This is a genomic window from Streptomyces sp. NPDC052016 (assembly GCF_044548445.1).
In the GTDB taxonomy this organism is placed as follows: Bacteria; Actinomycetota; Actinomycetes; order Streptomycetales; family Streptomycetaceae; genus Streptomyces.
This window is the reverse complement of the sequence record NZ_JBIUBX010000007.1, coordinates 65108-90982: the sequence shown is the minus strand read 5'-3', so window position 1 is coordinate 90982 and position 25875 is coordinate 65108. Positions and strand designations below refer to the sequence as shown.

Below are 25875 nucleotides of genomic sequence, written 5' to 3'. Positions count from 1 at the left end.
GCCCTCGTCGTAGGTGCCCTCGTCGGCGGTGCCTCCCGCGCGGGCACGACGCCGGTCCCGGCGGAGCCGGTCCCGACGGAGCGGCCGGCCGTCGTGCGACCCTCCCCCGTGCGGCCGGCCCCCGCGAGGCCGCCCTCCCGTCCCCGGGCGCTCACGCGGTCCGGGGGGAACGCGCTCGGCGAGGGCGGTCGGTATGCGGCTCGCTCGCGGCGCGTGCGGCCCGATCGGCGCATGCGGCCCGATCGACGGTAGGGGCGCGATCAGCGGTCGCGACCCGATCGGCGGTCGCGACCCGATCGGCCCGATCAGCGGTCGCGGCGCGCTCGGCGATCGCGGCCGGATCAGCAGTCGCCGCCCCATCGGCCGTCGCAACCCGATCGGCCCGATCAGCGGTCGCGGCGCGCTCGGCGATCGCGGCCGGATCAGCAGTCGCCGCCCCATCGGCCGTCGCGACCCGATCGGCCCGATCAGCGGTCGCGGCGCGCTCGGCGATCGCCGCCGGATCAGCAGTCGCCGCCCCATCGGCCGTCGCAACCCGATCGGCCCGATCAGCGGTCGCGGCGCGCTCGGCGATCGCCGCCGGATCAGCAGTCGCCGCCCCATCGGCCGTCGCGACCCGATCAGCGCTCGCGGCGCGTTCGGCACGTGCGGCCCGAGCAGCGCTCGCGGCCCGATCAGCGCTCGCGGCCCGATCAGCGCTCGCGGCCCGATCAGCGCTCGCGGCCCGATCGACAGTCGCGGCCCGATCAGCGCTCACCGCCCGATCAGCGGTCGCCGCCCGATCAGCGCTCGCCGCCCGATCGGCAGCTGCGGCCCGTTCGGCGGTCGCGGCTCGTTCGGCGGCCTCGCGACGTGCCGCGCGCCGGCCGCGGACGGCTTCGCGGGCCAGCCGCCAGTGCTCGGCCCGGCGGATCAGCTCGGCGGCACGCATCCGCTGCATCTCGTAGTCGTGCATGGTGGGTCCCCCGCTGGAGTCGGTGGTGGTGTCGCTTGCCGCGACGCCTCCACTGTCGTCTCGCAGGGGGGTCCGCCACATCGGGAGAGTTCCGTATCCCCGGGGGCGGGCCGGGGCCTCAGACGCGCGCGAGGGGCCTCAGGCGGGCCGTAAGGTGCTTACGGCCCGCCCGAGCCCCCTCGGGACCGGCGTCTTTTCGGGACCTGGGCTCCCCCCGGAACCCGCGGTGGTCAGCCGGCGGTCAGCTCGCGGACGGCAGTCCGAGCAGGGCGTCGGTGTACTTCAGGACGGCCAGCAGCAGGCCGATGACGCCGAGCGAGACGCCCGCCCAGGCGACCGACTTGATCCACGGCGCCTGCGGCCTGCCAGGCGCGCCGAAGGCGGGCCGGGCCAGCACGACGACGGCGGTGATCAGCGCGGCCAGCGCGAACAGGCCTGCCCACAGGGCGGTGGTCTGCCAGGCGTCGCCGTAGACCGCCTGGATCTGCTGGGCGACGCTCGCGTTCGACGAGGCCTCCAGCTGGCCGACGAGGGTCTCGCGCGCGGAGGCGACGGTCCCGATCCAGCCGCCGGTCAGCGACACGAGGCCGAGCGCGGCGGAGACCACGGCTCCGGCGCCCTGGCCGACGCCCGAGGGGCCGTCCTCCTTGGTGGCGGCCTCGTCGGCGGTGGGCTCGTCGCCGTCCCCGGTGCCGGCGGCGTCCACGGTGTCGTCCTCGGTCTTCGTCGACGCGTCCGTGGCGTCAGCCGCGTCGTTCTTGGTGATGTCCACCGTCTCCTCGTCGCGCTTCGCCTCGGCGGCCTCGGCGCCCGTGCCGGCGCCGGCCTCGTCAACAGTCTTGGTTCCCATGTCTCGCACCGTACGGACGCTCTCTGAGAGGTCTCTTAATGATCGCTGTGAGCGGTACGCGCGCGTGCGGCGCGCCACTCGGGGGCCAGCACGGACCAGACTTCCAGGTCGTGCCTCACCCCACGATAGGGGTAGGCCTCACGGCGCACACCGTCCCGGGTCATCCCGAGGCGCCGGGCGGCGTTGAGGCTGGGCTCGTTCCCGGCGGAGGCGACCCATTCGATGCGGTGGATCCCGCGCTGCTCGACCGCGAAGTCGATCAGCACCCGCATGGCGCGGGTGACCAGGCCGCGCCCGGTGGCGGCGGGTTCCAGCCAGCAGCCGACCTCGCAGTTGGCGGCCTCGGCGTCGAAGTTGAGGAAGAGCACGCCGCCCACGAGCTTGCCGTCCAGCCACAGTCCGTGCAGGGAGCCGGTGTCGGCGGCGCGCATGTCCGCGTACCGCTGCAGCACCTCGCGCGCGCCCGCCACGTCGGTGGCCTTCGAGCCGAAGGGGATGTACCGGTTGATGAACTCCCGGCCGCGGTCGAGGTGAGCCAGGAACTCCTCGGCGTGCCAGGGTTCCAGGGGCCGCAGTTCCGCTCCGTCGTCACCCAGTGATATCGCGTACATCGGGCTGCCGCTCCTTCTCGAGTTCGTCCACCACCCCGGTGAGCCTCTCATGGGCGGCACGGCGCTCGGGCGGTTCGATGCTGACGTGCGGCAGTCGCCGGTCGAGCCAGCGGGGCAGCCACCAGTTGGCGCCGCCGAGCAGGTGCATGAGGGCGGGCACGAGAAGGGTGCGCAGGACGAACGCGTCGAGGGCGACGGCCGCGGCCAGCGCGATGCCGAACATGGCGATCACGCGGTCGCCGCTGAGGACGAAGGCGAGGAAGACCGAGATCATGATGACCGCGGCGGAGTTGATCACCCGGCCCGTCTCGGCGAGGCCGACGCGGACGGCGCGCCGGTTGTCCCCGGTCTCCAGCCACTCCTCGTACATCCGGCTGACCAGGAAGACCTGGTAGTCCATGGAGAGCCCGAAGAGCACGGACACCATGATCACGGGCAGGAAGGGCTCGATGGGCCCGGCCCGGCCGAGGCCCAGGAACTCGCTGCCCCAGCCCCACTGGAAGATCGCGACGACGATGCCGAAGGCGGCGGCCACGGCGGCGACGTTCATCGCGGCGGCCTTCAGCGGGATGCCCACGGACCGGAAGGCCAGCAGGAGCAGCAGGCAGCCGAGGCCGACGACCACGCCGACGAACAGCGGCAGTTTGCCGACGATGACCTCCGCGAAGTCGTCGTAGCCGGCCGTCACCCCGCCGACCTGCACGTCGAGGGAGGTGCCGTGCTCGGCCCGCGGCAGCACCTCGTCGCGCAGCCGGTCGACGAGCTCGCTGGTCCGCTGCGACTGCGGGGCGGACTCGGGTACGACGGTCAGGTACGCGGTGTCGCCGCCCGCGCTGTACGTCGCCGGTGTCACCGCGGCCACGCCCTCGGTGGTGCGCAGGGTGGCGTCGAGATTGTCGAGGGCGAGCCGGTCCTCGGCTCCGTCGACCCGCGCGACCAGCGTCAGCGGGCCGTTGACGCCGGCGCCGAAGTCGTCGGCGAGGAGGTCGTAGGCCTGGCGGGTGGTCGTCGACTCGGGGTCGTTGCCCTGGTCGGAGGTGCCCAGGCGGAGGGAGAACGTGGGCAGGGCGAGGACGGTGATGACGACGAGGGCGAGCGTGGCGAGCAGCTTGGGGCGGCGTTCGACGAAGGCGGACCAGCGGGCGGCGAAACCGGTCGGCAGTTCCGGCTCGGGCCCGTGCTTGGCCAGCCGGCGCCGTTCGCGGCGGCTCAGGGCGCGTGGGCCGATGAGGGAGAGCAGGGCGGGCAGCAGGGTCACGGAGGCGGCGACCGTCAGCACGACGGTGAGGGACGCGGCTATGGCGACGCCGTTGAGGAAGTTCAGGCGCAGGACCAGCATGCCGAGCAGGGCTATGCACACGGTGACGCCCGCGAAGACGACGGCCCGTCCCGTGGTGGCGACGGCGTCGACGGCCGCCTCGGTGACCGACAGTCCCCGTTTCAATCCGCGCCGGTGCCGGGTGACGATGAACAGCGCGTAGTCGATGCCGACGCCGAGCCCGATGAGCATGCCGAGCATGGGCGCGAAGTCGGCGACGGTCATGGCGTGGCCGAGCAGCACGGTCCCGGCGTACGCGGTGCCGACGCCGACCAGGGCGGTGGCGATGGGCAGCAGCGAGGCGGCGAGCGAGCCGAAGGCGAGGAACAGCACGACCGCGGCGACGACCACGCCGACGGCCTCGGCTAGGTGCCCGCCGGAGGGTTCGGTGAGGGCGACGGCGCTGCCGCCCAGCTCCACCTGGAGCCCGTCGGTGTCCGCCGACCCGGCGGTGTCGACGACGGCCTGCGCCTCGGCCCGGTCGATGTCCTCGGCCCGGTCCGCGAAGGCGACGGTGGCGTACGCGGTCCGGCCGTCCTCGCTGATCCGGGCGGCGCCCCGCTCGTCGTAGGGGCCGGCCACGGAGGCCACGCCGGGGAGGTCGGCGATCCGGTCCAGGGTGCGGGTCATCGTCTGTTCGACGTCGGCGGCGCGGACGGTGCCTTCGGTGGTGTGCCAGACCACGGTGACGCTGTCGCCGCCGAGGCCCGGGAAGCCCTCCGCGAGCAGCCGGGTGGCGTGGCCGGATTCGGTGCCGGGGACCTCGTAGTCGTTGGAGTAGGAGGTGCCGGTGAGGACGGCGGCCGTGGCGGTACCGCCGAGGGTCAGGAGCCAGAGCAGGACCGCGGCAAGGCGGTATCGAACACACCAGTGCGCAAGGGCGGTCACTACGTGCTCCCGGAGGTGGATTGTGGATCTTTGACCGGGAACAGCCGTGCATGAACTGAACAGCCCGCAAAGAACGCATGAGCAATGCGAGATCACTCTTGCAGGCCTAGATGATCGTTTGCCGCGTTCGTGGGCATCCTCACAGCAGTGCGAGCCAGATCACAGGACAATAACGGCGACCGTGTCGACCCTCGTCACAGCGCTCAGTCGGACTGGTCACCGACCGCCATGATCATCACTCCGGCGATCAGCAGCCACAGTGCGCGCCGGGTGCGGCCCTGGGAGCCGAGGACCGCCGCGAGGGCGCAGACCGCGGCGCCGAGGGCGTAGGCCGCCGGCACGAGGGCCGGGGCGGAGCCGGAGAGCCGCAGCACTGCCGCGGCGAGGCCGGCGAGGGCGAGGAGGGCGCCGGTGCCGGTCGCCGTCCAGCGGGCCCGCCGGGCGTCCTCGGTGCCGTGCTCCTCGTCGGACTCCGGCTGCTCGTCCGTCTCCGGGTCCCGGGGCGCCTGCCCCCTGGTCTCCTGATCGTCCATCGCGTCGACCCGTATGTCGTCCTGGGTGTCGGAGTCGGTACGTCCACTCATGGCGGGCGAGCGTAGCGCCTCGCTCCGGAGGGACCGAGAGGGGGGATGCGTCGAGGTCGACGCATCCCCCCGGGGATCACCGGCGGTGGGCTCAGCCCTCGCTGACGCCCAGCTTCTCCAGGATCAGCTCCTTGACGCGCGCCGCGTCCGCCTGCCCGCGGGTGGCCTTCATGACCGCGCCGACCAGGGCGCCGGCCGCGGCCAGCTTGCCGCCACGGATCTTTTCCGCGATGGCCGGGTTGCCGGCGATGGCCTCCTCCACGGCGGCGGTGAGCGCGCCCTCGTCGGAGACGACCTTCAGGCCGCGCTTCTCGACGACCTCGTCCGGGGTGCCCTCGCCGGCGAGGACGCCCTCGATGACCTGGCGGGCCAGCTTGTCGTTCAGGTCGCCCTTCGCCACCAGCTCGGTGACGCGGGCCACCTGCGCCGGCGTGATCGCCAGCTCGTCGAGCGCCTTGCCCGACTCGTTGGCGCTGCGGGCCAGTTCCCCCATCCACCACTTGCGGGCGGAGGCCGCGTCGGACCCGGCGTCGATGGTGGCGACGATCAGGTCCAGCGCACCGGCGTTGAGGATCGCCTGCATGTCGGTGGCGGAGACCCCCCACTCCTCGCGCAGACGGTTGCGGCGGACCAGCGGCAACTCGGGAAGAGCCGCGCGGATCTCCTCGACCCACTCGCGGGAGGGGGCCACCGGCACCAGGTCCGGCTCGGGGAAGTACCGGTAGTCCTCGGCCTCCTCCTTCACCCGGCCCGAGGTCGTCGACCCGGTGTCCTCGTGGAAGTGGCGGGTCTCCTGCACGATCAGCGCGCCGCTGCCCAGCACGGCGGCGTGCCGCTGGATCTCGAACCGGGCCGCGCGCTCCACGGACCGCAGCGAGTTCACGTTCTTCGTCTCGGACCGCGTGCCGAACGTGTCGCTGCCCTTGGGCATGAGCGACAGGTTCACGTCGCAGCGCATCTGGCCCATCTCCATGCGGGCCTCGGAGACGCCGAGGGCCCGGATGACCTCGCGCAGCTCACGCACGTACGCCCGGGCGACCTCGGGGGCGCGCTCGCCGGCGCCGACGATCGGCTTGGTGACGATCTCGATGAGCGGGATGCCGGCGCGGTTGTAGTCCAGGAGCGAGTGCGAGGCGCCGTGGATACGGCCCGTGGCGCCGCCCACGTGGGTGGACTTGCCGGTGTCCTCCTCCATGTGGGCGCGCTCGATGTCCACGCGGAAGACCTCGCCGTCCTCCAGCTGCACGTCGAGATAGCCGTTGAAGGCGATCGGCTCGTCGTACTGGGAGGTCTGGAAGTTCTTCGGCATGTCCGGATAGAAGTAGTTCTTCCGGGCGAAGCGGCACCACTCGGCGATCTCGCAGTTCAGCGCGAGACCGATCTTGATCGCGGACTCGACGCCGGTCGCGTTGACGACCGGGAGCGAGCCGGGCAGGCCGAGGCAGGTGGGACAGGTCTGGGTGTTCGGGTCGGCGCCGAGCGCGGTCGAACAGCCGCAGAACATCTTGGTCTTGGTGCCGAGTTCGACATGGACCTCGAGGCCCATGACGGGGTCGTACGAGGACAGCGCTTCCTCGTACGACACCAGGTCGGTCGTGGTGGTCACGGTGAAACTTCCCTCTCAGCCCAGCAGGACGTCGTCGTCGCCCAGCCGCTTCAGCTCGCGGTAGAGAATGGCCAGGTTGGTGACGACGGCCGCGCCGGTGACGACGGCGTCGAGCAGCCGCAGCGTGTCGTTGTCGGTCCGGGCCTTCTTGATCTGCTTGACCACGCCGATCACGCCGAAAGCCGACGTGGCCATCGACACGTACAGACCGGACCTGGACTTCTTGAAGCCTTTGGCCTTGGACAGTGCGCTCACAGCGACGGAGCCTCCTCGAGAAGCGGGTGCCCCCACCTTTCCACGAAGGCGGCCTCGACGGCGGCGCCGACCTTGTACAGCCGGTCGTCCTTCAGTGCCGGGGCGATGATCTGCAGGCCGACCGGGAGGTTGTCCTCCGGGGCGAGACCGCAGGGGAGCGACATGGCCGCGTTGCCCGCCAGGTTGGTCGGGATGGTGCACAGGTCGGCCAGGTACATCGCCATCGGGTCGTCGGCGCGCTCGCCGATCGGGAAGGCGGTGGTCGGGGTCGTCGGCGAGACGATCACGTCGACCTGCTCGAAGGCCTTCTCGAAGTCGCGCGTGATGAGCGTGCGGACCTTCTGGGCGGAGCCGTAGTAGGCGTCGTAGTACCCGCTCGACAGGGCGTAGGTGCCGAGCATGATGCGGCGCTTCACCTCGGCGCCGAAGCCCGCCTCACGGGTGAGGGAGGTGACCTCCTCGGCGGAGTGGTTGCCGTCGTCGCCGGTGCGCAGGCCGTAGCGGAGCCCGTCGAAGCGGGCGAGATTGCTGGAGCACTCGCTCGGCGCGATCAGGTAGTACGCCGACAGGGCCAGGTCGAAGGACGGGCAGTCCAGCTCGACGATCTCGGCGCCGAGTTCCTTGAGGAGGGCGACGGACTCGTCGAACCGCTGGATGACACCGGCCTGGTAGCCCTCGCCGCGGAACTGCTTGACGACGCCGACGCGCATGCCGGCGACGCTGCCGTTGCGGGCGGCCTCGACGACCGGCGGGACCGGGGCGTCGATGGAGGTCGAGTCGAGCGGGTCGTGCCCGGCGATGACCTCGTGCAGCAGGGCCGCGTCCAGGACCGTGCGGGCGCAGGGCCCGCCCTGGTCGAGGGAGGAGGAGAAGGCGACCATGCCGTAACGGGACACCGCGCCGTACGTCGGCTTGACGCCGACCGTGCCGGTGACGGCGGCCGGCTGGCGGATGGAGCCGCCGGTGTCGGTGCCGATCGCGAGCGGGGCCTCGAAGGAGGCGAGGGCCGCGGAGGAGCCGCCGCCGGAGCCGCCGGGGATGCGGGTGAGGTCCCAGGGGTTGCCGGTCGGCCCGAAGGCGCTGTTCTCGGTCGAGGACCCCATGGCGAACTCGTCCATGTTGGTCTTGCCGAGGATGACGACGTCGGCGGCCTTGAGCTTCTTGGTGAGCGTCGCGTCGTACGGCGGGATCCAGCCCTCGAGGATCTTCGAGCCGACCGTGGTCGGGATGCCCTCGGTGGTGAAGATGTCCTTGAGCGCGAGGGGGACGCCGGCCAGCGGCCCGAGCTTCTCGCCGCGCTCCCGCTTCTCGTCGACGGCACGCGCCTGGGCGAGTGCGCCCTCGCGGTCGACGTGCAGGAAGGCGTGCACCTTCTCGTCGACGGCCTCGATCCGGGCCAGGTGGGCCTCGGTGACCTCGACGGCCGTGAGCTCGCCGGAGGCGATCTTCGCGGCGATCTCGGCCGCGGTGAGCTTGATGATGTCCGTCATGACGGTCAGTCCTCCCCCAGGATCTGCGGCACCTTGAAACGCTGCTGCTCCTGGGCCGGGGCGCCGGAGAGCGCCTGCTCGGGGGTGAGCGACGGACGGACCTCGTCCGCCCGCATGACGTTCGTCAGCGGGAGCGGGTGCGAGGTCGGCGGTACGTCTTGGTCGGCGACCTCGCTGACGCGGGCGACCGCGCCGATGATGTCGTCCAGCTGTCCCGCGAAGTGGTCGAGCTCTTCGGGCTTCAGCTCCAGACGCGCCAGCCGGGCGAGGTGGGCGACCTCCTCGCGCGTGATGCCAGGCATGCAGCGTTCCTCTGGGGGTGAGTGTGTGTGGTTTGGGCCCAATCCTAGGGGTCGGGGCCGCGTACCCGTGAAACGGTTTGCCCGGGCGGCCCGTCCGCGGGTGGGCGGCGGGCCTTCCCCACCCGGCTCGTCCCCTGTCCCGGTGGTCCGGGGTCGCCGGTGCGTCCGGGCGCGGTCAGACGGCGAAGAGCAGTCCCGCGCTGATCAGGACGACGACGGCGGTGGCGAAGTGGATGCCGAAGGCCACGGCCCTGGTGCCGCCGTGCCGCAACACGATCACCGTGTCGACGAGCGGCACGATCGCGACGACGAGCATGAACCACGCCTCCGCGCGGGCGCCCACGAAGAACAGGAGGGCGAGCCCGAGGACGCCGAAGACGCCGTCCCTGAGGCCCTTGATCGCGAGGTAGGCGCCGGCGTCGCCGTTCGGCTCGGCGGGGACGCCGTAGCCGGCGGCGGAGGGGCGCGGCTGGAGCAGGAAGCGTGCGCCGATGAACAGGATGAAGAGGTCGAGGACGACGGCCAGGGTGTAGGCGGTGACGGTCATGAGGGTCCCCCAGGTTGGTCTCGCACCAAGTTGCTAGCAGCGCTAGCCCTGAGAGCGAAGCTAACAGAGCATCGAAAGAAACGCTAGCGCTGCTATACTTCCGTCATGTCGATTCAGGCGCGCCGGGAGCGCGAACGAGCGGAGCGCGAGAAGCTGATCGTCACGGCGGCCAGGGAACTGGCGGAGAGCCAGGGGTGGGACGCGGTCACGACGCGCCGTCTGGCCGCGGAGATCGAGTACAGCCAGCCCGTCCTCTACAGCCACTTCAAGGGCAAGGACGCGATCATGGCGGCCGTGGCCGTGCAGGGGTTCGCGGAACTGGCGAAGGAGTTGCGGGAGGCGCGCCGGGCGGTGGCCGGCGGCGCGGGTGCGGCCGGCGACCGGGAGTCGCTGACGGCGGTCGGACGGGCGTACACCGCCTTCGCGCGACGCCGGCCCGCGCTCTACGACGCGATGTTCACGCACAGGGTGGAGCTGCCGTTCGCCACGCCCGAGGCGCCGGCGCCGCTGTGGGAGGCGTTCAACGAACTCCTGGCGGCCGTGCGGCCGGTGGCGGCGGAGGGCGAGGACCCCGGCGTCCTGACCGAGACCTACTGGGCCGGCCTGCACGGCCTGGCCACCCTGATGCGCAGCGGCCGCCTGCCGGCGCAGGCCCACGAACGACGGCTGGAGCTCCTGACCGGCCACTTCACGGCAGGAGCCGCCCGAAGGGACGGGTGAGCCGGGCGGAGGCTCGGAGCCGTACGGGGCACCGGGCGCGGTCGGCCCGGTCGCACCTCCGTACGGGACACCGGGCGAGGTCCGCCCGGTCGCACCGGTGCGCGGTCGGGTGGGGTGGGGTGGGGTGGCTACTCCTCGGTCGCCGCCGCCGGCAGCGCCGCCGCCGGTCGCTGCCAGCCCCGGGACCCCCTCGCCCGCAGCCACGCCGTCGTCTCCTCCGGCGGCATCGCCGCCGCGACGAGCCAGCCCTGCACGGCGTCGCAGCCGAGGTCGCGCAGGCGCTCCCAGGTCTCGTCGTCCTCGACGCCCTCCGCGACGACGAGCAGCCCGAGGGAGTGCGCGAGGTCGACCGTGCAGCGCACGATCTCCGCGTCCTCGTTGTCCACCGCCAGCCGGGCCACGAAGGAACGGTCGATCTTCAGCTCGCTCACCGGAAGCCGGCGCAGATGGACGAGCGAGGAGTAGCCGGTGCCGAAGTCGTCGAGGGACATCTTCACGCCGTGCCCGGTCAGCCCGTTGAGGGTGTCGGCGGCGCGCTGCGGGTCCTCCAGGAGGACGTGCTCCGTTATCTCGAGTTGGAGCGCTCCCGCGGGGACGCCGTGCCGGGCGAGGCGCGCGGCGACGGAGCCGGCGAAGCCGGGGGTGTGCACGTCCCGCGGGGACACGTTCACCGCCACGGGCACGTACAGGCCCTGGGACCGCCACTCGGCGACCTGGCCGAGCGCCGTCTCCAGGACGTACTCGGTGAGGTGCGGCATCAGCCCGGAGGACTCGGCGATCGCTATGAACTCGTCCGGCGGCACCTTGCCCCGCTCGGGATGTACCCACCGCACCAGTGCCTCGAGCCCGGCGACCTGCCCGTCGAAGCGGACCTTCGGCTGATAGTGCAGCTCGACCTCGTGCGCGTCGAGCGCGCGCCGCAGGTCGCCCAGCAGCCCGAGGCGGTCGGGGGTGTTGGAGTCGCGCTTGGACTCGTAGACCTCTACGCCCGTCCGGTCGCGTTTGGCCTGGTACATCGCCACGTCCGCCCGGCGCAGCAGCCCCTCGGCGTCGAGGGCGTGGTCGGGGAAGACGGCGACGCCGGCACTGGCCTCCAGGACGAGCGTGAGCCCGTCGAGGTCGAGCGGCGAACTGAGGGCGGAGACGAGTCCGCGGGCGACACGGGTCGCGGACGTGGTGGAGTCCGCGACGGGGAGTAAGACGGCGAACTCGTCGCCGCCGAGCCGGGCGACCTCGGCCCCGCGCGGAAGGGCGAGCCGCAGCCGGTCGGCGATCTGGAGCAGGAGCCGGTCACCGGCGAGATGACCGAGCGTGTCATTGACCGAACGGAAACGGTCGAGGTCGATCAGCATGAGGGCGGCCCGGGCGCCGATGCGTTCGGCGTCGTCCAGGGCGGTCCATATGCGCTCTCCGAGCCACTGGCGGTTGGGCAGCCCGGTGAGCGGGTCGCGCAGCTGCTCCTCGGCCCGGGCGCGGGCCATCCACAGCGTGGAGTCGAGGGCGATGAGCGGGATGGCGAACAGGGGCAGCAGGATCGGCTCCGCCATGGCCACCACGCACACCAGCGGGGCTATGCCGAGCAGGGCCACGGCGAGCAGGCCCTGTCTGACCAGGGCGGTGCGGGCGACGGTGGGCAGACCGCCCGCTCGCGGCGCGTGCAGGTACCAGAGCAGGACGCGGGTGACCGCGAGGTAGGCGACGGCGACCAGCACCACCTGGGGAGCCGTGTAGACCGTCCAGCTCTCGGGGGTCCAGGGTTCCTCCACGGACGGGACGCGCCCGCAGGCCCGCAGCAGCAGCGCCGCGGTGCCGATGCCGAGGATGTCCACCGCGCCGTGCAGGACGCCCTGCCGCCAGCGGTGGCGGCGGGCTATGCCGACCAGGACGACGACGGTGAGGCTGACCAGGCCGGCCGGCACCCAGCCGTACAGCAGCAGGACGGCGAGGGTGAGGGCGGCGCCGGAACCGGTGCCGCCCCACCAGCGGGCCCGGCCGAGCATGACCAGATGGCCGACGATGAGACCGGTGAGCACGGCCAGCGACCAGCCGACGGTGCCGGCCGGGAAGAGCGCATGGTTGCCGGTGAAGGCGCGGTAGAAGCCGGCGCCCAGGGCGAACCCGGCCGCCGCGACGACCGCCGCGGGCAACGCGGGCCAGGAATGGTGGCGTTCGGACTCGCCGTCGGTCAGTCCTGCTGCGCCACCGGACGCGGCGGCGAACCGGTCGGGCGCACGGGGGTCCATGGAGGTGTGCGGTGTGCCGGCACGCGCCTCCGTGCCCGGCGGCCGCGCTGACCACGCCACCCACCGGCTGCCCCACCCGACGCCGATGACCCGGCGTCGGCGCAGCCGTGCGTCCGGGGCGGCGCTCTCGGTCGGTTCCATTCCCGTCCCTCTCACAGCCGGCGGTGCCCACGCCACGCGGCCCGCTGCCCGACAGCCCCCGGGCGGCGCCACGTTGGAAGACCCTTCCCCCTGCTCGTGAAGAGCACGGGGATGCCCCGACCGCAGCTGGGCACGGCAGGCGCACATCTCAACAGTAGGCCGCGGACGGCTTCCACGGGCAGCGGTCGTCGACGGTTGCCCGAATGCGCCCCGGCCACCCGTATGCATCTGATATGCGCCGATCGGGTGGCCTTCAACCGCCTCCCGCGCTACTCCGCCACCGGAAGGGCGGCCTCCGCCGCCGCCTCGGGACCCTGCTCCAGAAGGACGGTGAAGCCGTCCTCGTCCAGAACAGGCACCTTGAGCTGCATCGCCTTGTCGTACTTCGAGCCGGGATTGTCACCCACGACGACGAACGACGTCTTCTTCGAAACCGAACCGGTCACCTTTGCTCCACGGCTCTGCAGCGCGTCCTTGGCGCCGTCGCGCGTGAAGCGCTCCAGCGTGCCGGTGACGACGACGGTGAGTCCTTCGAGCGGGCGCGGCCCCTCGTCCTCGCCCGACCCTTCCTCCTCCATGCGGACGCCGGCCGCCTTCCACTTGCGCAGGATCTCCTGGTGCCACTCCTCGGCGAACCACTCCTTGAGCGAGGCGGCGATGATCGGGCCCACGCCGTCGGTGCCCGCCAGCTCCTCCTCGCTCGCCTGCTGGATGCGGTCGATGGAACGGAACTCGCGCGCGAGCGCTTCCGCGGCGACCGGACCGACATGACGGATCGACAGACCCGTGATGACGCGCGCGAGGGGCCGTTCCTTGGCCGCGGCGATGTTCTGCAGCATCGCCAGCGCGTTCTTGCGCGGCTCGCCCTGCTGGTTGGCGAAGACCGTGGCGATCTTCTCCTCGCCCGTCTTCGGGTCACGCTTGGGCAGACCGCTGTCCTGGTCGAGGACGTACGCCTTGATGGGCAGCAACTGCTCGATGGTGAGGTCGAACAGGTCGCCCTCGTCGACCAGCGGCGGGTCCTCGGGCTCCAGCGGCTTGGTGAGGGCCGCGGCGGCGACGTAGCCGAAGTTCTCGATGTCCAGGGCCTTGCGGCCGGCCAGGTAGAAGAGGCGCTCGCGCAACTGGGCGGGGCAGGTTCGGGCGTTGGGGCACCGCAGGTCGACGTCGCCCTCCTTCATGGGCCGCAGGGGCGTACCGCACTCGGGGCACTCGGCGGGCATCACGAACTCCCGCTCGCTGCCGTCGCGCAGGTCGACGACCGGTCCGAGGATCTCCGGGATGACGTCACCGGCCTTGCGCAGCACCACCGTGTCGCCGATGAGGACGCCCTTGGCCTTGACGACGTCCTGGTTGTGCAGGGTGGCGAACTCGACCTCGGAGCCCGCCACCTTCACCGGCTCGACCTGGGCGTACGGCGTCACCCGGCCGGTACGGCCCACACCCACGCGGATGTTGAGGAGCTTGGTGTTGACCTCCTCCGGCGCGTACTTGTACGCGATGGCCCAGCGCGGCGCGCGCGAGGTCGAGCCGAGGCGCCCCTGGAGCGGGATCTCGTCCAGCTTGACGACGACCCCGTCGATCTCGTGCTCCACGGAGTGGCGGTTCTCGCCGTAGTACGCGATGAACTGCCGTACGCCGTCGAGGTCGTCGACGACCTTGTTGTGCGTGGACGTGGGCAGGCCCCAGGCCCTGAGGAGGTCGTAGGCCTCGGAGAGGCGGGTGAGGCCCTCGTAGCCCTCCAGGGCCCCGATACCGTGGACCACCATGTGCAGGGGGCGGGTGGCCGTCACGCGCGGGTCCTTCTGGCGCAGTGAACCGGCCGCGGCGTTGCGCGGGTTGGCGAAGGGCTTGTCGCCGGTCTCGACCAGGCGGGCGTTGAGCTCCTCGAACTTCTCCATCGGGAAGTAGACCTCGCCGCGGATCTCCACCAGCGTGGGGACGCCGTCGCCGGACAGGCGGTCCGGGATCTCCGCGATGGTGCGCACGTTGGGCGTGATGTCCTCGCCGGTGCGGCCGTCGCCGCGGGTCGCCGCGCGGGTGAGACGGCCGTGCTCGTAGGTGAGGTTGACGGCGAGGCCGTCGACCTTCAGCTCGCACAGGAAGTGGTACGCGGAGGCGCCCACGTCCTTGTGGACGCGCTCGGCCCAGGCGGCCAGCTCCAGGTCGTCGAAGGCGTTGTCCAGCGAGAGCATGCGCTCGCGGTGCTGGACGGCCGTGAACTCCGTCGCGTACGCGCCCGCGACCTTCTGGGTGGGCGAGTCGGGCGTGCGCAGCTCGGGATACCGCTCCTCCAGCGCCTCCAGGGAGCGCAGGAGACGGTCGAACTCCGCGTCGCTGATGACGGGGGCGTCCTTCACGTAGTACCGGAAGCGGTGCTCCTCGATCTGCTCAGCGAGCTGCGCGTGCTGCTCCCGTGCCTCGGTGGGCACCGTCGTCTCCGCTTGCTTGTCGCCGGCCACCGTGTTGTCCTCCCGTTACTCTGGGTTGTCCGCGAGGGATCTCGCCGCCCGGGCGCAGTGCGCGAGTGCCTGCCGTGCGTACGCGGGGGACGCCCCCGCGAGGCCGCACGCCGGCGTGACCGTGACCGCTTCCGTGAGAAGCCCCGGTTGCAGTCCCAGCCTGCGCCACAGCGTCCTGACACCCATGACGCTACCCGCAGGGTCTGACAACGGGCCGTCCGTCCCCGGCACGACACCGGCGAACAGCCGGGTACCCGCTTCCACCGCCTCGCCGATCGCCTCGTCGTCACGCTCGGTGAGGAGCGAGAAGTCGAAGGAGACCGCGGCCGCGCCGGCTTGCCGCAGGAGGGCGAACGGGACGTCGGGCGCGCACGAGTGGACCACGACGGGGCCGCCGTCGTGCACCCCCACCACGTCCCGGAGGGTGGCCTCGACGACCTGCCGGTCCACGGCCCGGTGGGTGCGGTAGCCGCTGGCGGTCCTCACCTGGCCGCGCAGGACGGCGGTGAGGGAGGGTTCGTCGAGCTGGAGCACGAGCCGGGCGCCGGGAACCCGGCGCGCCACTTCGGCGAGGTGCAGGCGCAGGCCCTCCGTGAGGGAGGCGGCCAGGTCGCGGCAGGCGCCGGGGTCGGAGAGGGCGGCCTCGCCGTTCCTCAGCTCCAGATGGGCGGCGAGGGTCCAGGGGCCCACCGCCTGCACCTTCAGCGGGCCCTCGTAGCCCTGCGTGAACTCCTCCAGCGCGTCCAGGTCCTCGCCCAGCCACGACCTGGCCCGCTTGGTGTCCCGGCCCGGCCGGTCGCCGACGCGCCAGCCGCTGGGCTCCACGCGCGCGTACAGCTCGACCAGCATCCCCGCCGTCCGGCCGATCATGTCGGCGCCGGGGCCGCGGGCGGGGAGCTCGGCGAGGAACGGGAAGTCCTCGAAGGAGCCGGTGGCTGTCTTCGCGGCCTCTCTGGCGTCGCCGCCGGGCAGGGAACCGATGCCGGTCGCGGGGCCGAAGCTGAATTCTGCGTTCACGTGAGGAAGCCTACGGACTCCCGCCCCCGCCGCCCCCATCCGTCCCGTACCCGGGGCTCCACCCCCGGCCGCCGGGCGGTGCCCGCCCACCACCGACCCGGTGGAGGGCGCCCCTTCCCTCCCGTCCGGCGTCCGAGGACGAGGCCCGGCCGTCGCCGCCGGGTGCACGTCAGGGCCGACCGCGGGGGTCCGGAGCGGAGCCCCTGGAAAGCGGCACCCGTGGGGAACGGACGGGAAGGGCGGCGGGGGCGAGACTCCCTCCGTCAGCGCCCCCTCCCTCCGTCAGCGTCCCGGGCGCACCGTCACGTCGTTGATCTCCGCGTCCCTCGGCAGGTCGATCGCCGTGAGGATCGTCGTCGCGACCGACTCGGGGTCGATCCAGCGCGCGGGGTCGTACTCCTTGCCCTCCTGCTGGTGCACCTTCGCCTGCATGGGACTGGCCGTGCGCCCCGGGTAGACGGACGTGACGCGGACGCCGTTGGCGTGCTCCTCCTGGCGCAGGGAGTCGGCGAGGGCCTTCAGACCGTGCTTGGAGGCGGCGTAGGCGGACCAGTCGGCGTGGGCGTTCAGACCCGCCCCGGAGTTGACGAACACCACGTGGCCGCGCGTCGCGCGCAGCTGCGGCAGGAAGTGCCGGGTGAGCTCGGCGGGCGCGACGAGGTTGACGTTGAGCTGGTGGCGCCAGGACTTGGGCGTGAGCTCACCGACCGGGCCGAGGTCGACGACCCCGGCGATGTGCAGCAGCGAGTCCACGCGGTCGGGGAGCGTCTGGTGGGAGAAGGCCCAGGACAGCCTGTCCGGGTCGGCCAGGTCGCCGACGAGCGTCCTCGCCCCGGGGAACTCCGCCGCCAGCTCCTTCGCGCGCCCCGCGTCGCGCGCGTGCAGCACGAGGTCGTCCCCGCGCGCGTGGAGGCGGCGGGCGACGGCCGCACCGATGCCGGAACCCGCCCCGGTGATCACATGAGTAGCCATGCCCGCCATGCTCGCATCACCGGGCGCTCAGGCGATGCCCTGGCTCTCCTCCAGGTAGGCGAGCGCCCCGACCGGCTCCTCGGCGAAGAACACCAGGTCGGTCAGCGGCCTGGGCAGGAAGCCCTCGGCCTCCATCCGCCGGAACTGCTCCTTGAGACCGTCATAGAAGCCGGCGGTGTTCAGCAGGACGACCGGCTTGTCCGTGTGCCCGTGCTTCTTCAGCTCGAGGATCTCGGTGGCCTCGTCGAGCGTGCCGGTACCGCCGACCATGATCACCACCGCGTCGGCCTTCTCCAGGAGCAGCGCCTTGCGCTCGGCGAGGTCGCGCGCGACGACCATCTCGTCGGCGCCCTCCCGCGCCTTGGCCGCGAGGAAGCCCACCGACACCCCGCACAGCCGGCCTCCCGCCTCCTGGACGCCGTCGGCCACCACCTTCATCAGCCCGACGTCGGAACCGCCCCACACGAGCGTGTGGCCGCCCTTGCCGAGCAGTTCGGCGAACTCACGGGCGGGCCGGGTGTAGCGGTCGTCGAGGTCGGCGGCGGAGAGGAAGACACAAATACGCATGGCGCCACCGTACGCGGGAAGAACCGGGGGCCCGCGAGCGCTCTTCCGGTATGGCCCAAGGACACACGATCACGATCGAGCAGGGCGACCAGCACGTCAGGGTCGTCCACGGCGACCAGGTGCTGGCCGAGACCGACCGGCCCCTCGTCCTGAAGGAGACCGGCTGTCCGGTGCGGTACTACATTCCCGCGGAGGACGTGCGCCTGGATCTCCTCACCCCCTCCAGCACCCACACGCGCTGCCCGTTCAAGGGCACGGCGTCCTACTGGTCCCTGCCGGACGCGCCCGACCTCGTCTGGTCCTACCCCGAACCCGAACCGGACGTGGCCGCGATCAAGGACCACCTCTGCTTCTACGAGGCGACCGTCACGACGGAGTGAGCAAGGGCGCGCGCCGGGGCACCGGCGCGCGCCGTGCCGTGCCGGGTCGCGACCGGTGGTCCCCCCTCCGCCACCGGTCGCGACGCTCACGTCAGATGTTGCTGCTGCCCAGGGTGGAGCACCGGCTCCCCTGGCAGACCTTGAAGTAGACCGTGCCGCGCGACTCGTCGAGCTCCAGGTTGTAGGTGTAGCCGCTGGAGTAGTCCACGGGCACGCGGAGCGTCGCCGCGCCGCTCAGCGCGGAGTTGTAGGCCCACTTCACGTGGACCGCCTTGTCGTCGTCCACGTTGTCCCAGATCTCGAAGATGTCGCCGTAGCTGCGGTAGACGACCCCCGCCTCGTTGTTGCCGAGCCGGACGCTGCCGTCGGCCTGTGCGGGGGACGCCCCGATACCGATGGCGAGCGCAACGCCTGCGACGCCGGTCATGACCTGACGGACCTTCATGCCACTCCTCGTCTCTGCTGTCCGGATCTCTTGATGCCGGTGGGATGGAGCCCGTTGTGCCGGGAGCCGGCCGGGCGCCACCGAGATTGCTGAGCACCGCGGGACAGGGGCAACGGCATCCGGCTGTCCCGGACGGGCCCCGGCCGTCCGGGCTGGTCAGGGCCTTGTCCGGATTCCGTCCCGGACAGCGGCCGCATGTCCGAATCCCCCGTTGTCCCTCGCGTCAGGACTGCAACACCATGCGCTCATGGGCAATCCGGAAGAGCTGTCCCCGTACGCGGCCCGCGACGCGGCCGGCTTCGTCGTGTCGATGCGCCGGCTCAAGGAGCGAGCGGGGCTGACGTACCGGGAACTGGAGGAGCGGGCCGCCGGCAACGGTGACGTGCTGGCGCGCAGCACCCTGGCCGACGTCCTGCGCCGGACCAGCCTGCCGCGCCCGGACGTGCTGGCCGCGTTCGTCCGCGCCTGCGGGGACGGGCAGCGGGTCGACGCGTGGCTGGACGCCAGGGAGCGCATCGCCGCGGACCCGGCCGCCGCCCGGGCCGGGGCGGGCACGGGCACCGCCGCCGTGGCCGAGGCCCGAGCGGACACGGTGGCCGCGGCGACCGGGATCGGCGCGGACACCGGGACGGCGGTCCCGGCCGTGGCCTCCCCGGCTCCCCCGCCGGACGCGGACTCTCCCGGTGCCCGGCCGCCCCGCCGGGCCAGGGTCCGCACCGCCCTGCTCGCGGCCGTGCTCACCGTCCCGCTGCTCGCCCTCGCCGCCTGGGCGCTGCTCCCCGGAGGCCTGGGCGATTCCGGGGCGCCGGCCGCCGCGCCCGCCGACGGCTGGGTCACCCTGCGGCCCCTGCGGACGCCGGATCTGTGCCTGACGGACGGCAGGGACCGCGCCGGCGCCTACCCGCACGCCGTCGCCGTCCAGCTCCCCTGCGCCCGGGCCACCGTGCCGCGCACCTACCTCGAACCGGCCGGCGAGGACCTGTACCGCATCCAGTGGCACCATCCGCAGGAGGGGAGGGGCTGCCTGACGGTCATCGAGGCCGGCCCGGTGAAGGGCATGCTCGAACCGCGGAACGACTGTGCCGGGGCCACCCTGTTCCGCGTGGAGGCGGCCTCCGACGACGACGGTGGGGGCTTCCGGCTCACTCCGGCCCACAGCAGCGGGTGCATCGGCATGAGCGAGGGCGGCGGCGCCGCAGGGGTCGAAGCCGTCGAGGAACGCTGCACCGGCGCGGCCGACCAGCGCTTCCTCGTCCGGGCGGACTGACACGCGGCCCTGCACCGCGCACCACGACCGGCGCCGGGGTGCCTCACCACGACCGGCACGGCCCCGCCACACCGACAACTCCCGTCATGTCTGACAGTCTCCACAGACATGGACAAGAAGACGCTTTCGCGCGACGGCACGTCCCTCGCGTACGAAGTCAGAGGGCAGGGCCCGGCGGTCGTCCTCGTCAGCGGCGCGATGTCCACGGGCGCCACCGTGGCGCCGCTGGCCGGACTCCTCGCACGCCGTTTCACGGCCGTCCGGTACGACCGCCGGGGCCGCGGCGAGAGCGGCGACACCGCGCCGTACGCGGTGGAACGCGAGGTCGAGGACCTCGCGGCGCTGATCGACGTGGTGGGCGGCGAGGCGGCGCTGTACGGCGTCTCGTCGGGCGGCGCGCTGGTGCTGGAGGCCGCGGCGAGCGGGCTCCCGGTGAGCCGGGTGGCGGTGTACGAGACGCCGTACGCGGACTTCTCGGACGGCGGCGCCGAGGAGCGCGCCGTCTACACCCGGCGGCTGACCGAGGCGCTCGGGCAGGGCCGGCGCGGGGACGCCGTGGAGCTGTTCCTGCGGCTGACGGGTCTGGCCGAGGCGATGATCCAGGGCGCCCGGCAGTCGCCGATGTGGGCCGGCATGGAGGCCATCGCGCCGACCCTCGCCTACGACGACGCCGTCATGGGCGACGGGCTGGTGCCCCGGGAGCGGCTGGCCTCGGTCGGTGTCCCGGTGCTGGCGGTGGCGGGCGCGGAGAGCCCGGCCTGGATGCGGGAGGCGGCCCGCGCCGTCGCGGACGCGGTGCCGCAGGGGACGTACCGGGCGCTCGAAGGGCAGACGCACATGGTGGACCCGAACGTCCTCGCGCCGGTGCTCAGCGAGTTCTTCGCGCCATAGGCTCCCGGGCCCGCGGTCACACCGCCGCGGGCGCGCGCGTGGTCGAGGCGATCGTCGCCGACCCCACCACCCGCGTGCCGTCGTACAGCACGATCGCCTGGCCGGGGGCCACGCCGCGGACCGGCTCGGTGAAGCTGACCTCCAGGCGGCCGTCGACCAGTTCGGCGGCCACCTCGGTCTCGCCGCCGTGGGCGCGCAGCTGGGCGGTGTAGGTGCCGGGGCCGGACGGGGCGGTTCCGCACCAGCGGGGCTTGACGGCCGTCAGGCCCGTCACGTCGAGGGCGGCGGCGGGGCCGACGGTCACCGTGTTGTTCACCGGCGAGATGTCGAGGACGTAGCGCGGCTTGCCGTCCGCGGCCGGGGTGCCGATGCGCAGGCCCTTGCGCTGGCCGATGGTGAAGCCGTACGCGCCGTCGTGCGTGCCCAGCTTGTTGCCGGCCTCGTCGACGATGTCGCCCTCGGCCTTGCCGAGCCTCTTCGCGAGGAAGCCCTGGGTGTCGCCGTCGGCGATGAAGCAGATGTCATGGGAGTCGGGCTTCTTGGCGACCGCCAGCCCTCGGCGCTCGGCCTCGGCGCGGATCTCCTCCTTGGTGGTGACCGTGTCGCCGAGGGGGAAGAGGGCGTGGGCGAGCTGCCTGTCGTCCAGCACGCCGAGCACGTACGACTGGTCCTTCACCATGTCGGAGGCGCGGTGCAGCTCGCGCGAGCCGTCGGGGAGGGTGACGATCTTCGCGTAGTGGCCGGTGCACACCGCGTCGAAGCCCAGGGCGAGCGCCTTGTCGAGGAGCGCGGCGAACTTGATCTTCTCGTTGCAGCGCAGGCAGGGGTTGGGGGTGCGGCCGGCCTCGTACTCGGCGACGAAGTCCTCGACGACGTCCTCGCGGAAGCGGTCGGCGAGGTCCCAGACGTAGAAGGGGATGCCGATGACGTCGGCGGCCCGGCGGGCGTCGCGGGAGTCCTCGATGGTGCAGCAGCCCCGCGCTCCGGTGCGGAACGACTGCGGGTTCGCGGAGAGCGCGAGGTGGACGCCGGTGACGTCGTGGCCGGCTTCCGCGGCGCGGGCGGCGGCGACGGCGGAGTCCACCCCGCCGGACATGGCGGCGAGGACGCGGAGGGGGCGCTGCGAGGTCTCAGTCATAACCCCTCCAGGGTACGGGGCGCCGGGAACCGCGGCCCGCGCGTATCCGTTGTGGATCTCGAGGGCCGAGGTGGGGCGCGGCGGAGCTCGGTGGGACGCCGTGGACGGCGGGCAGCGGGACGTGCACTCGCGGGCGAGGATGCGGGACGAAGAGGAGCGGGGCGGGCGTATGGGGGCGAGGAAGAAGGACGGGGACCGGCGGATCGGGCGGCGTGCGCTGCTGGCCGGCGGGGCGGCGGCCGCCGTCGGCTCGGCGGTGCTGGCGCGGGACGAGCTGGCCCGGTTGTGGTGGCGGCTGCCGAGCGTGGAGAAGCCGCGGGTGGAGGGCGCGGTCGACTTCCGGGATGCGCAGTGGGTGGCGGCCTCGGACGGGAACTTCCGCTGGGCGGACCGGCCGGACGACTACGGCATCGACATGGTGGTCGTCCATGTCACCCAGGGCAGTTACGCGAGCGCGGTCGAGGTGTTCCAGGACCCCGCCCACCGGGCGGCCACGCACTACATCGTCCGCCAGGACGGGCGCATAGCGCAGATGATCCGCGAACTGGACGTGGCGTACCACGCGGGCAACCGCTCGTACAACGAGCGGAGCATCGGGATCGAGCACGAGGGCTTCGTCGACCGCCCGCAGGACTTCACCGACGCGATGTACGCGGCGTCCGCGCGGCTGACCGCCGGCATCTGCCGTCGGTACGAGATACCCGTGGACCGGGAGCACATCATCGGCCACGTGGAGGTGCCGGGCACGGACCACACCGACCCGGGCGAGCACTGGGACTGGGACCGGTACATGCGGCTGGTGCGGGACGCGTACGCCGCTTCCGCCTGAGGCGCGGCTGCGCGCTGGACCCCGTCGTCCGGATCAGGCCGCGGGGAAGCCAGGGTGACTTTTCCGTGCCGGGGCGCTACAGGCCCCTAGGTGAGTCCCGCGGCGCGCGCCCGTTCCACGGCCGGGCCGATGGCCTTGGCGACCGCCTCGACGTCGGCCTCGGTGGAGGTGTGGCCGAGGGAGAAGCGCAGGGTGCCGCGGGCCAGGTCGGGGTCCGTGCCGGTGGCGAGCAGGACGTGACTGGGCTGGGCGACGCCGGCGGTGCAGGCGGAGCCGGTGGAGCACTCGATGCCCTGGGCGTCCAGGAGCAGCAGCAGGGAGTCGCCCTCGCAGCCCGGGAAGGTGAAGTGGGCGTTGGCCGGGAGGCGGCCCTCCGGTGCCGGGTCGCCGCCGAGGATCGCGTCCGGGACGGCCGTACGGACCGCGGTGACCAGGGCGTCGCGCAGGGCGCCGATCTCGCGGCCGAACCACTCGCGCTGCTCGGCGGCGAGACGTCCGGCGACGGCGAAGGAGGCGATCGCGGGGACGTCCAGGGTGCCGGAGCGCACGTGCCGCTCCTGGCCGCCGCCGTGCAGGACGGGCACGGGCGTGTACTCGCGGCCCAGGAGGAGGGCGCCGATGCCGTAGGGGCCGCCGATCTTGTGGCCGGAGACCGTCATCGCGGCGAGGCCGGAGGCGGCGAAGTCGACGGGGACCTGGCCGAAGGCCTGGACGGCGTCGGCGTGCAGAGGGACGCCGAACTCGGCCGCCGCCTCCGCGAGTTCGCGGACCGGCATGATCGTGCCGATCTCGTTGTTGGCCCACATGACGGTGGCCAGGGCCACGTCGGCCGGGTTGCGGGCGATCGCCTCGCGCAGCGCGTCCGGGTGGACGCGGCCGTGGGCGTCGACCGGGAGGTACTCGACGGTCGCGCCCTCGTGCTCGCCCAGCCAGTGCACGGCGTCGAGGACGGCGTGGTGCTCGACGGGGCTGGCGAGGACCCGGGTGCGGGCCGGGTCGGCGTCGCGGCGGGACCAGTACAGGCCCTTGACGGCGAGGTTGTCGGCCTCGGTGCCGCCGGAGGTGAAGACGACCTCGCTGGGGCGGGCGCCGAGCGCTTCCGCGAGGGTCTCGCGCGCCTCCTCGACCGTGCGGCGGGCCTGGCGGCCGGATGCGTGGAGGGAGGAGGCATTGCCGGTGACGCCCAGGTGGGCGGTGAGTGCCTCTGCCGCCTCCGGGAGCATCGGGGTGGTCGCGGCGTGGTCGAGGTAAGCCATGGTGAGGCGATTCTACGGCGCGGGGTCGAGGGACCTCGGGTCAAGGTCACCGGGAGCCGCGGCGAGCGCGTGCATGTTGCCCGGCCTGCGTGCGGAGCGGGTCGCGGAGCACCACGTGCTGTCGGCTGCGCCCGCCCTCCCCACTCCCGGCTCCGCCCGGGTGGAGGACTCCCGTCGCCCTGCGGGACGACCGCCCACAGCGGCTGGGGCGGCCGCGGACCGACCGGCCGCCCCCAGCCGGGAAGCGGCGGCGGGGCGCCGGCCCGGGAAGGGCCTCAGAAGCTCCAGGAGATGGTCGAGTCCGCCTGCATGAACGCCACCAGGACCACCAGGTCGGCGATGCCCAGCGTGAGGCCGAGCCAGGCACGGCCGCGGCGCTTCGTGCCGCGCCAGAGGGCCACCGTCGCCAGGACGATGGCGATCGGGCCGAGGAAGACGTTGAGGACGAGGAGGCCGACGAGACCGAGGACGAAGGACGCGACGGCCATGCCGTCGGTGTCCCGGATGCCCGTGCGGCGCGTGGCCGGTGCGGTGAGGTGCATGGTCGTTCCGTTCCTTTCCGGTCGGGGGGCGAGGTCAGTGGGTCGAGGTGTGACGACGGCGGCCGTGGCGCTCGCGGAGCGCGAAGATGCCGAGCCAGGCGGCGATCACGGCGGCGGCGACGAGGCTGAACTCGAGTGGCGCGTGGGCGACGGTGCCCATGACCACGCCGAGCAGCAGAAGGGCGGCGACGAGGAACAGCATGGGATCGGATCCCCCTCCGTTAAGTTTCGGTGAACAGTTGTAGTTACAGTTGTTCACTGACTCACGAGTCTAGCGTGTCCTACGGGTTTGCAATTACGGAGAACAGTTGTTAACTGATGACATGAGTCACACCCTCGGCATCCGGCAGGCACAGAAACAGAAGACGCGACAGGCGCTTCTGGACGCGGCGTTGGGACTGCTGGAGGAGCAGAGCCTGAGCAGCCTGGGCCTGCGCGAGGTCACCCGCGCCGTCGGAGTGGCCCCGACCGCCTTCTACCGGCACTTCCGCTCCACGGCGGACCTCGGGGTGGCCCTGGTCGAGGAGGCCCTGGGCAGCCTCCACCCGATGATCCGCACCACCGTGACCGCCGCCGGCTCCAGCGACGAACGCATTACGCGCGCTGTCGAGTTGATCGCCCGTCACGTTCACGCGTACCCCGCGCATGTCCGTTTCATCGCCCGCGAGCGACATGGCGGAGTTCAGCCGGTCCGTGAGGCGATACGGGACCAACTGGCCCGGTTCGCCGACGAGGTGAAGGCCGAGCTGGCCAAGGACCGTGAGGCGGAGGGCTGGAGCGACGACGACCTGCTGATGCTGTCGCACCTCTACGTCGACCAGATGCTCGTCACGGCCTCGCTGTTCCTGGAGGTCCATGAGGCCGCCGAGGGCGAGGAGGTCTCCGCCGAGGCCCTCGAACGCGTCACCCGGCTCGCGACCCGTCAGATGCGGCTCATCAGCATCGGCCGCCACCACTGGCTCGACTGAGCCTCCCCACCCGACCGCCGGGCTCCGCCCCGACCTGCCGGGCCCTTCCCCATCGGCTGGGCCCCTTCTTCGTCTGCCGGGTCCCTCAAGACCCGACGGCCACACCCGGCCTGCCGGGTCCCAGGCGCGAGGGCGGGCCCTCGCCTTCGAGTGGCCCGCCCTCGCGTGTGGATCCCGTGTTCGCGCCGTCCGTTCAGCCCTGCTGCGCCTGCTGATTCTGCCCCTGGCCGCCGCCCGGTCCGCCGCAACCGCCGCCCTGCCCCCCGCCGGGGCCGCCCTGCCCGCCCCCGCCGGGACCACCGCTCGGCACGCCCGAGGGCGCGCCGCTCGGGACGCCCGTCGGCGTGCCGGTGGGGGTCCCCGTCGGCGCGCCCGACGCGGCCCCTGAGGGAACCCCGGAGGGAGCCCCCGAGGACGCCCCTGACGGCGCACCGCTCGGCATCCCGGACGGGGCCTGGCACGCCTGCTGCCCGGAGGTGCCGCTGTCCGTGGACGACGAGTCACCCGAGCCGCAGGCCACCAGGGCGAGCGGCGAGAGCGCCAGCAGGGCCACCGCGGGGGCCAGGCGCACCGACTTGAGCACACGCTCCATGAGAAACAACTCCAAGAAGGATGAGGAAGTCCTGAGGTG

Annotated in this window: 27 protein-coding genes; 6 read left to right on the top strand and 21 right to left on the bottom strand. The window is 72.8% G+C overall.

Annotated features, from left to right (window positions below; translation table 11 throughout):
- Nucleotides 1-151: 151 nt before the first annotated feature.
- The 10 genes from ACIHAR_RS11160 to ACIHAR_RS11115 form a co-directional block, all read right to left on the bottom strand.
- Nucleotides 152-955, bottom strand: coding sequence for a hypothetical protein (locus tag ACIHAR_RS11160; RefSeq protein ID WP_400018699.1), 804 nt, complete (start codon nucleotides 953-955; stop codon nucleotides 152-154).
- A gap of 241 nt (nucleotides 956-1196) precedes the next feature.
- Nucleotides 1197-1805 carry a hypothetical protein gene (locus tag ACIHAR_RS11155; protein ID WP_365460272.1) on the bottom strand — a complete coding sequence of 203 codons (609 nt, stop codon included), beginning with the start codon at nucleotides 1803-1805 and terminating at the stop codon, nucleotides 1197-1199.
- Between the two features lie 35 nt (nucleotides 1806-1840).
- A complete protein-coding gene (locus ACIHAR_RS11150) occupies nucleotides 1841-2416 on the bottom strand; it encodes a GNAT family protein (protein ID WP_365460269.1) in 576 nt (191 codons plus the stop codon).
- Nucleotides 2394-4622: an MMPL family transporter gene (locus ACIHAR_RS11145; RefSeq protein ID WP_400018696.1), complete on the bottom strand. Its 2229-nt coding sequence runs from the start codon at nucleotides 4620-4622 to the stop codon at nucleotides 2394-2396. The genes ACIHAR_RS11150 and ACIHAR_RS11145 overlap by 23 nt, the downstream gene beginning before the upstream one ends.
- Before the next feature lie 203 nt (nucleotides 4623-4825).
- Complete coding sequence (locus tag ACIHAR_RS11140; protein ID WP_400018694.1) at nucleotides 4826-5206, bottom strand: hypothetical protein; 381 nt, start codon at nucleotides 5204-5206, stop codon at nucleotides 4826-4828.
- A gap of 91 nt (nucleotides 5207-5297) precedes the next feature.
- Complete coding sequence (gene gatB / locus ACIHAR_RS11135) at nucleotides 5298-6812, bottom strand: Asp-tRNA(Asn)/Glu-tRNA(Gln) amidotransferase subunit GatB (protein WP_365460260.1); 1515 nt, start codon at nucleotides 6810-6812, stop codon at nucleotides 5298-5300.
- A gap of 15 nt (nucleotides 6813-6827) precedes the next feature.
- Nucleotides 6828-7067 carry a hypothetical protein gene (locus ACIHAR_RS11130; protein WP_365460257.1) on the bottom strand — a complete coding sequence of 80 codons (240 nt, stop codon included), beginning with the start codon at nucleotides 7065-7067 and terminating at the stop codon, nucleotides 6828-6830.
- Nucleotides 7064-8557, bottom strand: coding sequence for an Asp-tRNA(Asn)/Glu-tRNA(Gln) amidotransferase subunit GatA (gene gatA, locus ACIHAR_RS11125; protein WP_365460254.1), 1494 nt, complete (start codon nucleotides 8555-8557; stop codon nucleotides 7064-7066). The genes ACIHAR_RS11130 and gatA overlap by 4 nt, the downstream gene beginning before the upstream one ends.
- Nucleotides 8558-8562: 5 nt before the next feature.
- A complete protein-coding gene (gatC, locus tag ACIHAR_RS11120; RefSeq protein ID WP_018531282.1) occupies nucleotides 8563-8859 on the bottom strand; it encodes an Asp-tRNA(Asn)/Glu-tRNA(Gln) amidotransferase subunit GatC in 297 nt (98 codons plus the stop codon).
- 175 nt (nucleotides 8860-9034) lie between these two features.
- Nucleotides 9035-9406: a DUF4267 domain-containing protein gene (locus ACIHAR_RS11115; RefSeq protein ID WP_365460251.1), complete on the bottom strand. Its 372-nt coding sequence runs from the start codon at nucleotides 9404-9406 to the stop codon at nucleotides 9035-9037.
- 105 nt (nucleotides 9407-9511) lie between these two features.
- Here ACIHAR_RS11115 and ACIHAR_RS11110 point away from each other — a divergent pair, with 105 nt between their 5' ends.
- A complete protein-coding gene (locus tag ACIHAR_RS11110) occupies nucleotides 9512-10126 on the top strand; it encodes a TetR/AcrR family transcriptional regulator (RefSeq protein ID WP_400018690.1) in 615 nt (204 codons plus the stop codon).
- Nucleotides 10127-10254: 128 nt separating this feature from the next.
- Here the strand turns inward: ACIHAR_RS11110 and ACIHAR_RS11105 are convergent, their stop codons facing one another.
- The 5 genes from ACIHAR_RS11105 to ACIHAR_RS11085 all read right to left on the bottom strand — a co-directional run bounded on the left by ACIHAR_RS11105 (nucleotide 10255) and on the right by ACIHAR_RS11085 (nucleotide 17528).
- Nucleotides 10255-12510, bottom strand: coding sequence for a bifunctional diguanylate cyclase/phosphodiesterase (locus ACIHAR_RS11105; protein ID WP_365460245.1), 2256 nt, complete (start codon nucleotides 12508-12510; stop codon nucleotides 10255-10257).
- Nucleotides 12511-12779: 269 nt separating this feature from the next.
- Nucleotides 12780-14972, bottom strand: a complete 2193-nt coding sequence (gene ligA / locus ACIHAR_RS11100) for an NAD-dependent DNA ligase LigA (protein WP_365460242.1) — start codon at nucleotides 14970-14972, stop codon at nucleotides 12780-12782.
- A gap of 15 nt (nucleotides 14973-14987) precedes the next feature.
- Nucleotides 14988-16028 (bottom strand): methionine synthase, encoded by a 1041-nt coding sequence (locus tag ACIHAR_RS11095; RefSeq protein WP_400018688.1) that lies wholly within the window; start codon nucleotides 16026-16028, stop codon nucleotides 14988-14990.
- Nucleotides 16029-16271: 243 nt separating this feature from the next.
- Nucleotides 16272-16970, bottom strand: coding sequence for an SDR family oxidoreductase (locus tag ACIHAR_RS11090; RefSeq protein WP_365460236.1), 699 nt, complete (start codon nucleotides 16968-16970; stop codon nucleotides 16272-16274).
- Nucleotides 16971-16988: 18 nt separating this feature from the next.
- Nucleotides 16989-17528: a TIGR00730 family Rossman fold protein gene (locus ACIHAR_RS11085; RefSeq protein WP_365460233.1), complete on the bottom strand. Its 540-nt coding sequence runs from the start codon at nucleotides 17526-17528 to the stop codon at nucleotides 16989-16991.
- 50 nt (nucleotides 17529-17578) lie between these two features.
- Between ACIHAR_RS11085 and ACIHAR_RS11080 the strand changes: the two genes are divergently transcribed.
- The gene (locus tag ACIHAR_RS11080; RefSeq protein WP_365460230.1) at nucleotides 17579-17908 is read left to right on the top strand and encodes a DUF427 domain-containing protein; all 330 of its coding nucleotides are present in this window, start codon (nucleotides 17579-17581) and stop codon (nucleotides 17906-17908) included.
- A 91-nt stretch (nucleotides 17909-17999) separates the two neighbouring features.
- Here ACIHAR_RS11080 and ACIHAR_RS11075 read toward each other — a convergent pair whose 3' ends face one another.
- Entirely contained in the window at nucleotides 18000-18353 is a 354-nt protein-coding gene (locus tag ACIHAR_RS11075) for a hypothetical protein (protein ID WP_365460227.1), read from the bottom strand.
- A gap of 247 nt (nucleotides 18354-18600) precedes the next feature.
- Here ACIHAR_RS11075 and ACIHAR_RS11070 point away from each other — a divergent pair, with 247 nt between their 5' ends.
- Nucleotides 18601-19620, top strand: coding sequence for a helix-turn-helix transcriptional regulator (locus ACIHAR_RS11070; RefSeq protein WP_365460224.1), 1020 nt, complete (start codon nucleotides 18601-18603; stop codon nucleotides 19618-19620).
- A 108-nt stretch (nucleotides 19621-19728) separates the two neighbouring features.
- Nucleotides 19729-20511, top strand: coding sequence for an alpha/beta hydrolase (locus tag ACIHAR_RS11065; protein WP_365460221.1), 783 nt, complete (start codon nucleotides 19729-19731; stop codon nucleotides 20509-20511).
- A gap of 16 nt (nucleotides 20512-20527) precedes the next feature.
- Here ACIHAR_RS11065 and mnmA read toward each other — a convergent pair whose 3' ends face one another.
- Nucleotides 20528-21649: a tRNA 2-thiouridine(34) synthase MnmA gene (mnmA, locus tag ACIHAR_RS11060; RefSeq protein ID WP_400018683.1), complete on the bottom strand. Its 1122-nt coding sequence runs from the start codon at nucleotides 21647-21649 to the stop codon at nucleotides 20528-20530.
- Between the two features lie 169 nt (nucleotides 21650-21818).
- Here mnmA and ACIHAR_RS11055 point away from each other — a divergent pair, with 169 nt between their 5' ends.
- On the top strand, nucleotides 21819-22478 hold the full coding sequence (locus tag ACIHAR_RS11055) for an N-acetylmuramoyl-L-alanine amidase (RefSeq protein WP_400018681.1): 660 nt from the start codon (nucleotides 21819-21821) through the stop codon (nucleotides 22476-22478).
- A gap of 86 nt (nucleotides 22479-22564) precedes the next feature.
- Here ACIHAR_RS11055 and ACIHAR_RS11050 read toward each other — a convergent pair whose 3' ends face one another.
- From ACIHAR_RS11050 to ACIHAR_RS11040, 3 genes are all read right to left on the bottom strand, one after another.
- Nucleotides 22565-23734 (bottom strand): cysteine desulfurase family protein, encoded by a 1170-nt coding sequence (locus tag ACIHAR_RS11050; protein ID WP_365460212.1) that lies wholly within the window; start codon nucleotides 23732-23734, stop codon nucleotides 22565-22567.
- 275 nt (nucleotides 23735-24009) lie between these two features.
- Entirely contained in the window at nucleotides 24010-24276 is a 267-nt protein-coding gene (locus ACIHAR_RS11045) for a DUF4190 domain-containing protein (RefSeq protein ID WP_400018679.1), read from the bottom strand.
- Between the two features lie 34 nt (nucleotides 24277-24310).
- On the bottom strand, nucleotides 24311-24478 hold the full coding sequence (locus tag ACIHAR_RS11040; RefSeq protein WP_365460206.1) for a hypothetical protein: 168 nt from the start codon (nucleotides 24476-24478) through the stop codon (nucleotides 24311-24313).
- Between the two features lie 121 nt (nucleotides 24479-24599).
- On the opposite strand from ACIHAR_RS11040, the gene ACIHAR_RS11035 reads away from it, so the two are divergent.
- Nucleotides 24600-25244 carry a TetR family transcriptional regulator gene (locus ACIHAR_RS11035; RefSeq protein ID WP_365460203.1) on the top strand — a complete coding sequence of 215 codons (645 nt, stop codon included), beginning with the start codon at nucleotides 24600-24602 and terminating at the stop codon, nucleotides 25242-25244.
- Nucleotides 25245-25437: 193 nt separating this feature from the next.
- Here ACIHAR_RS11035 and ACIHAR_RS11030 read toward each other — a convergent pair whose 3' ends face one another.
- Entirely contained in the window at nucleotides 25438-25836 is a 399-nt protein-coding gene (locus ACIHAR_RS11030) for a hypothetical protein (RefSeq protein WP_400018676.1), read from the bottom strand.
- Nucleotides 25837-25875: the final 39 nt, after the last annotated feature.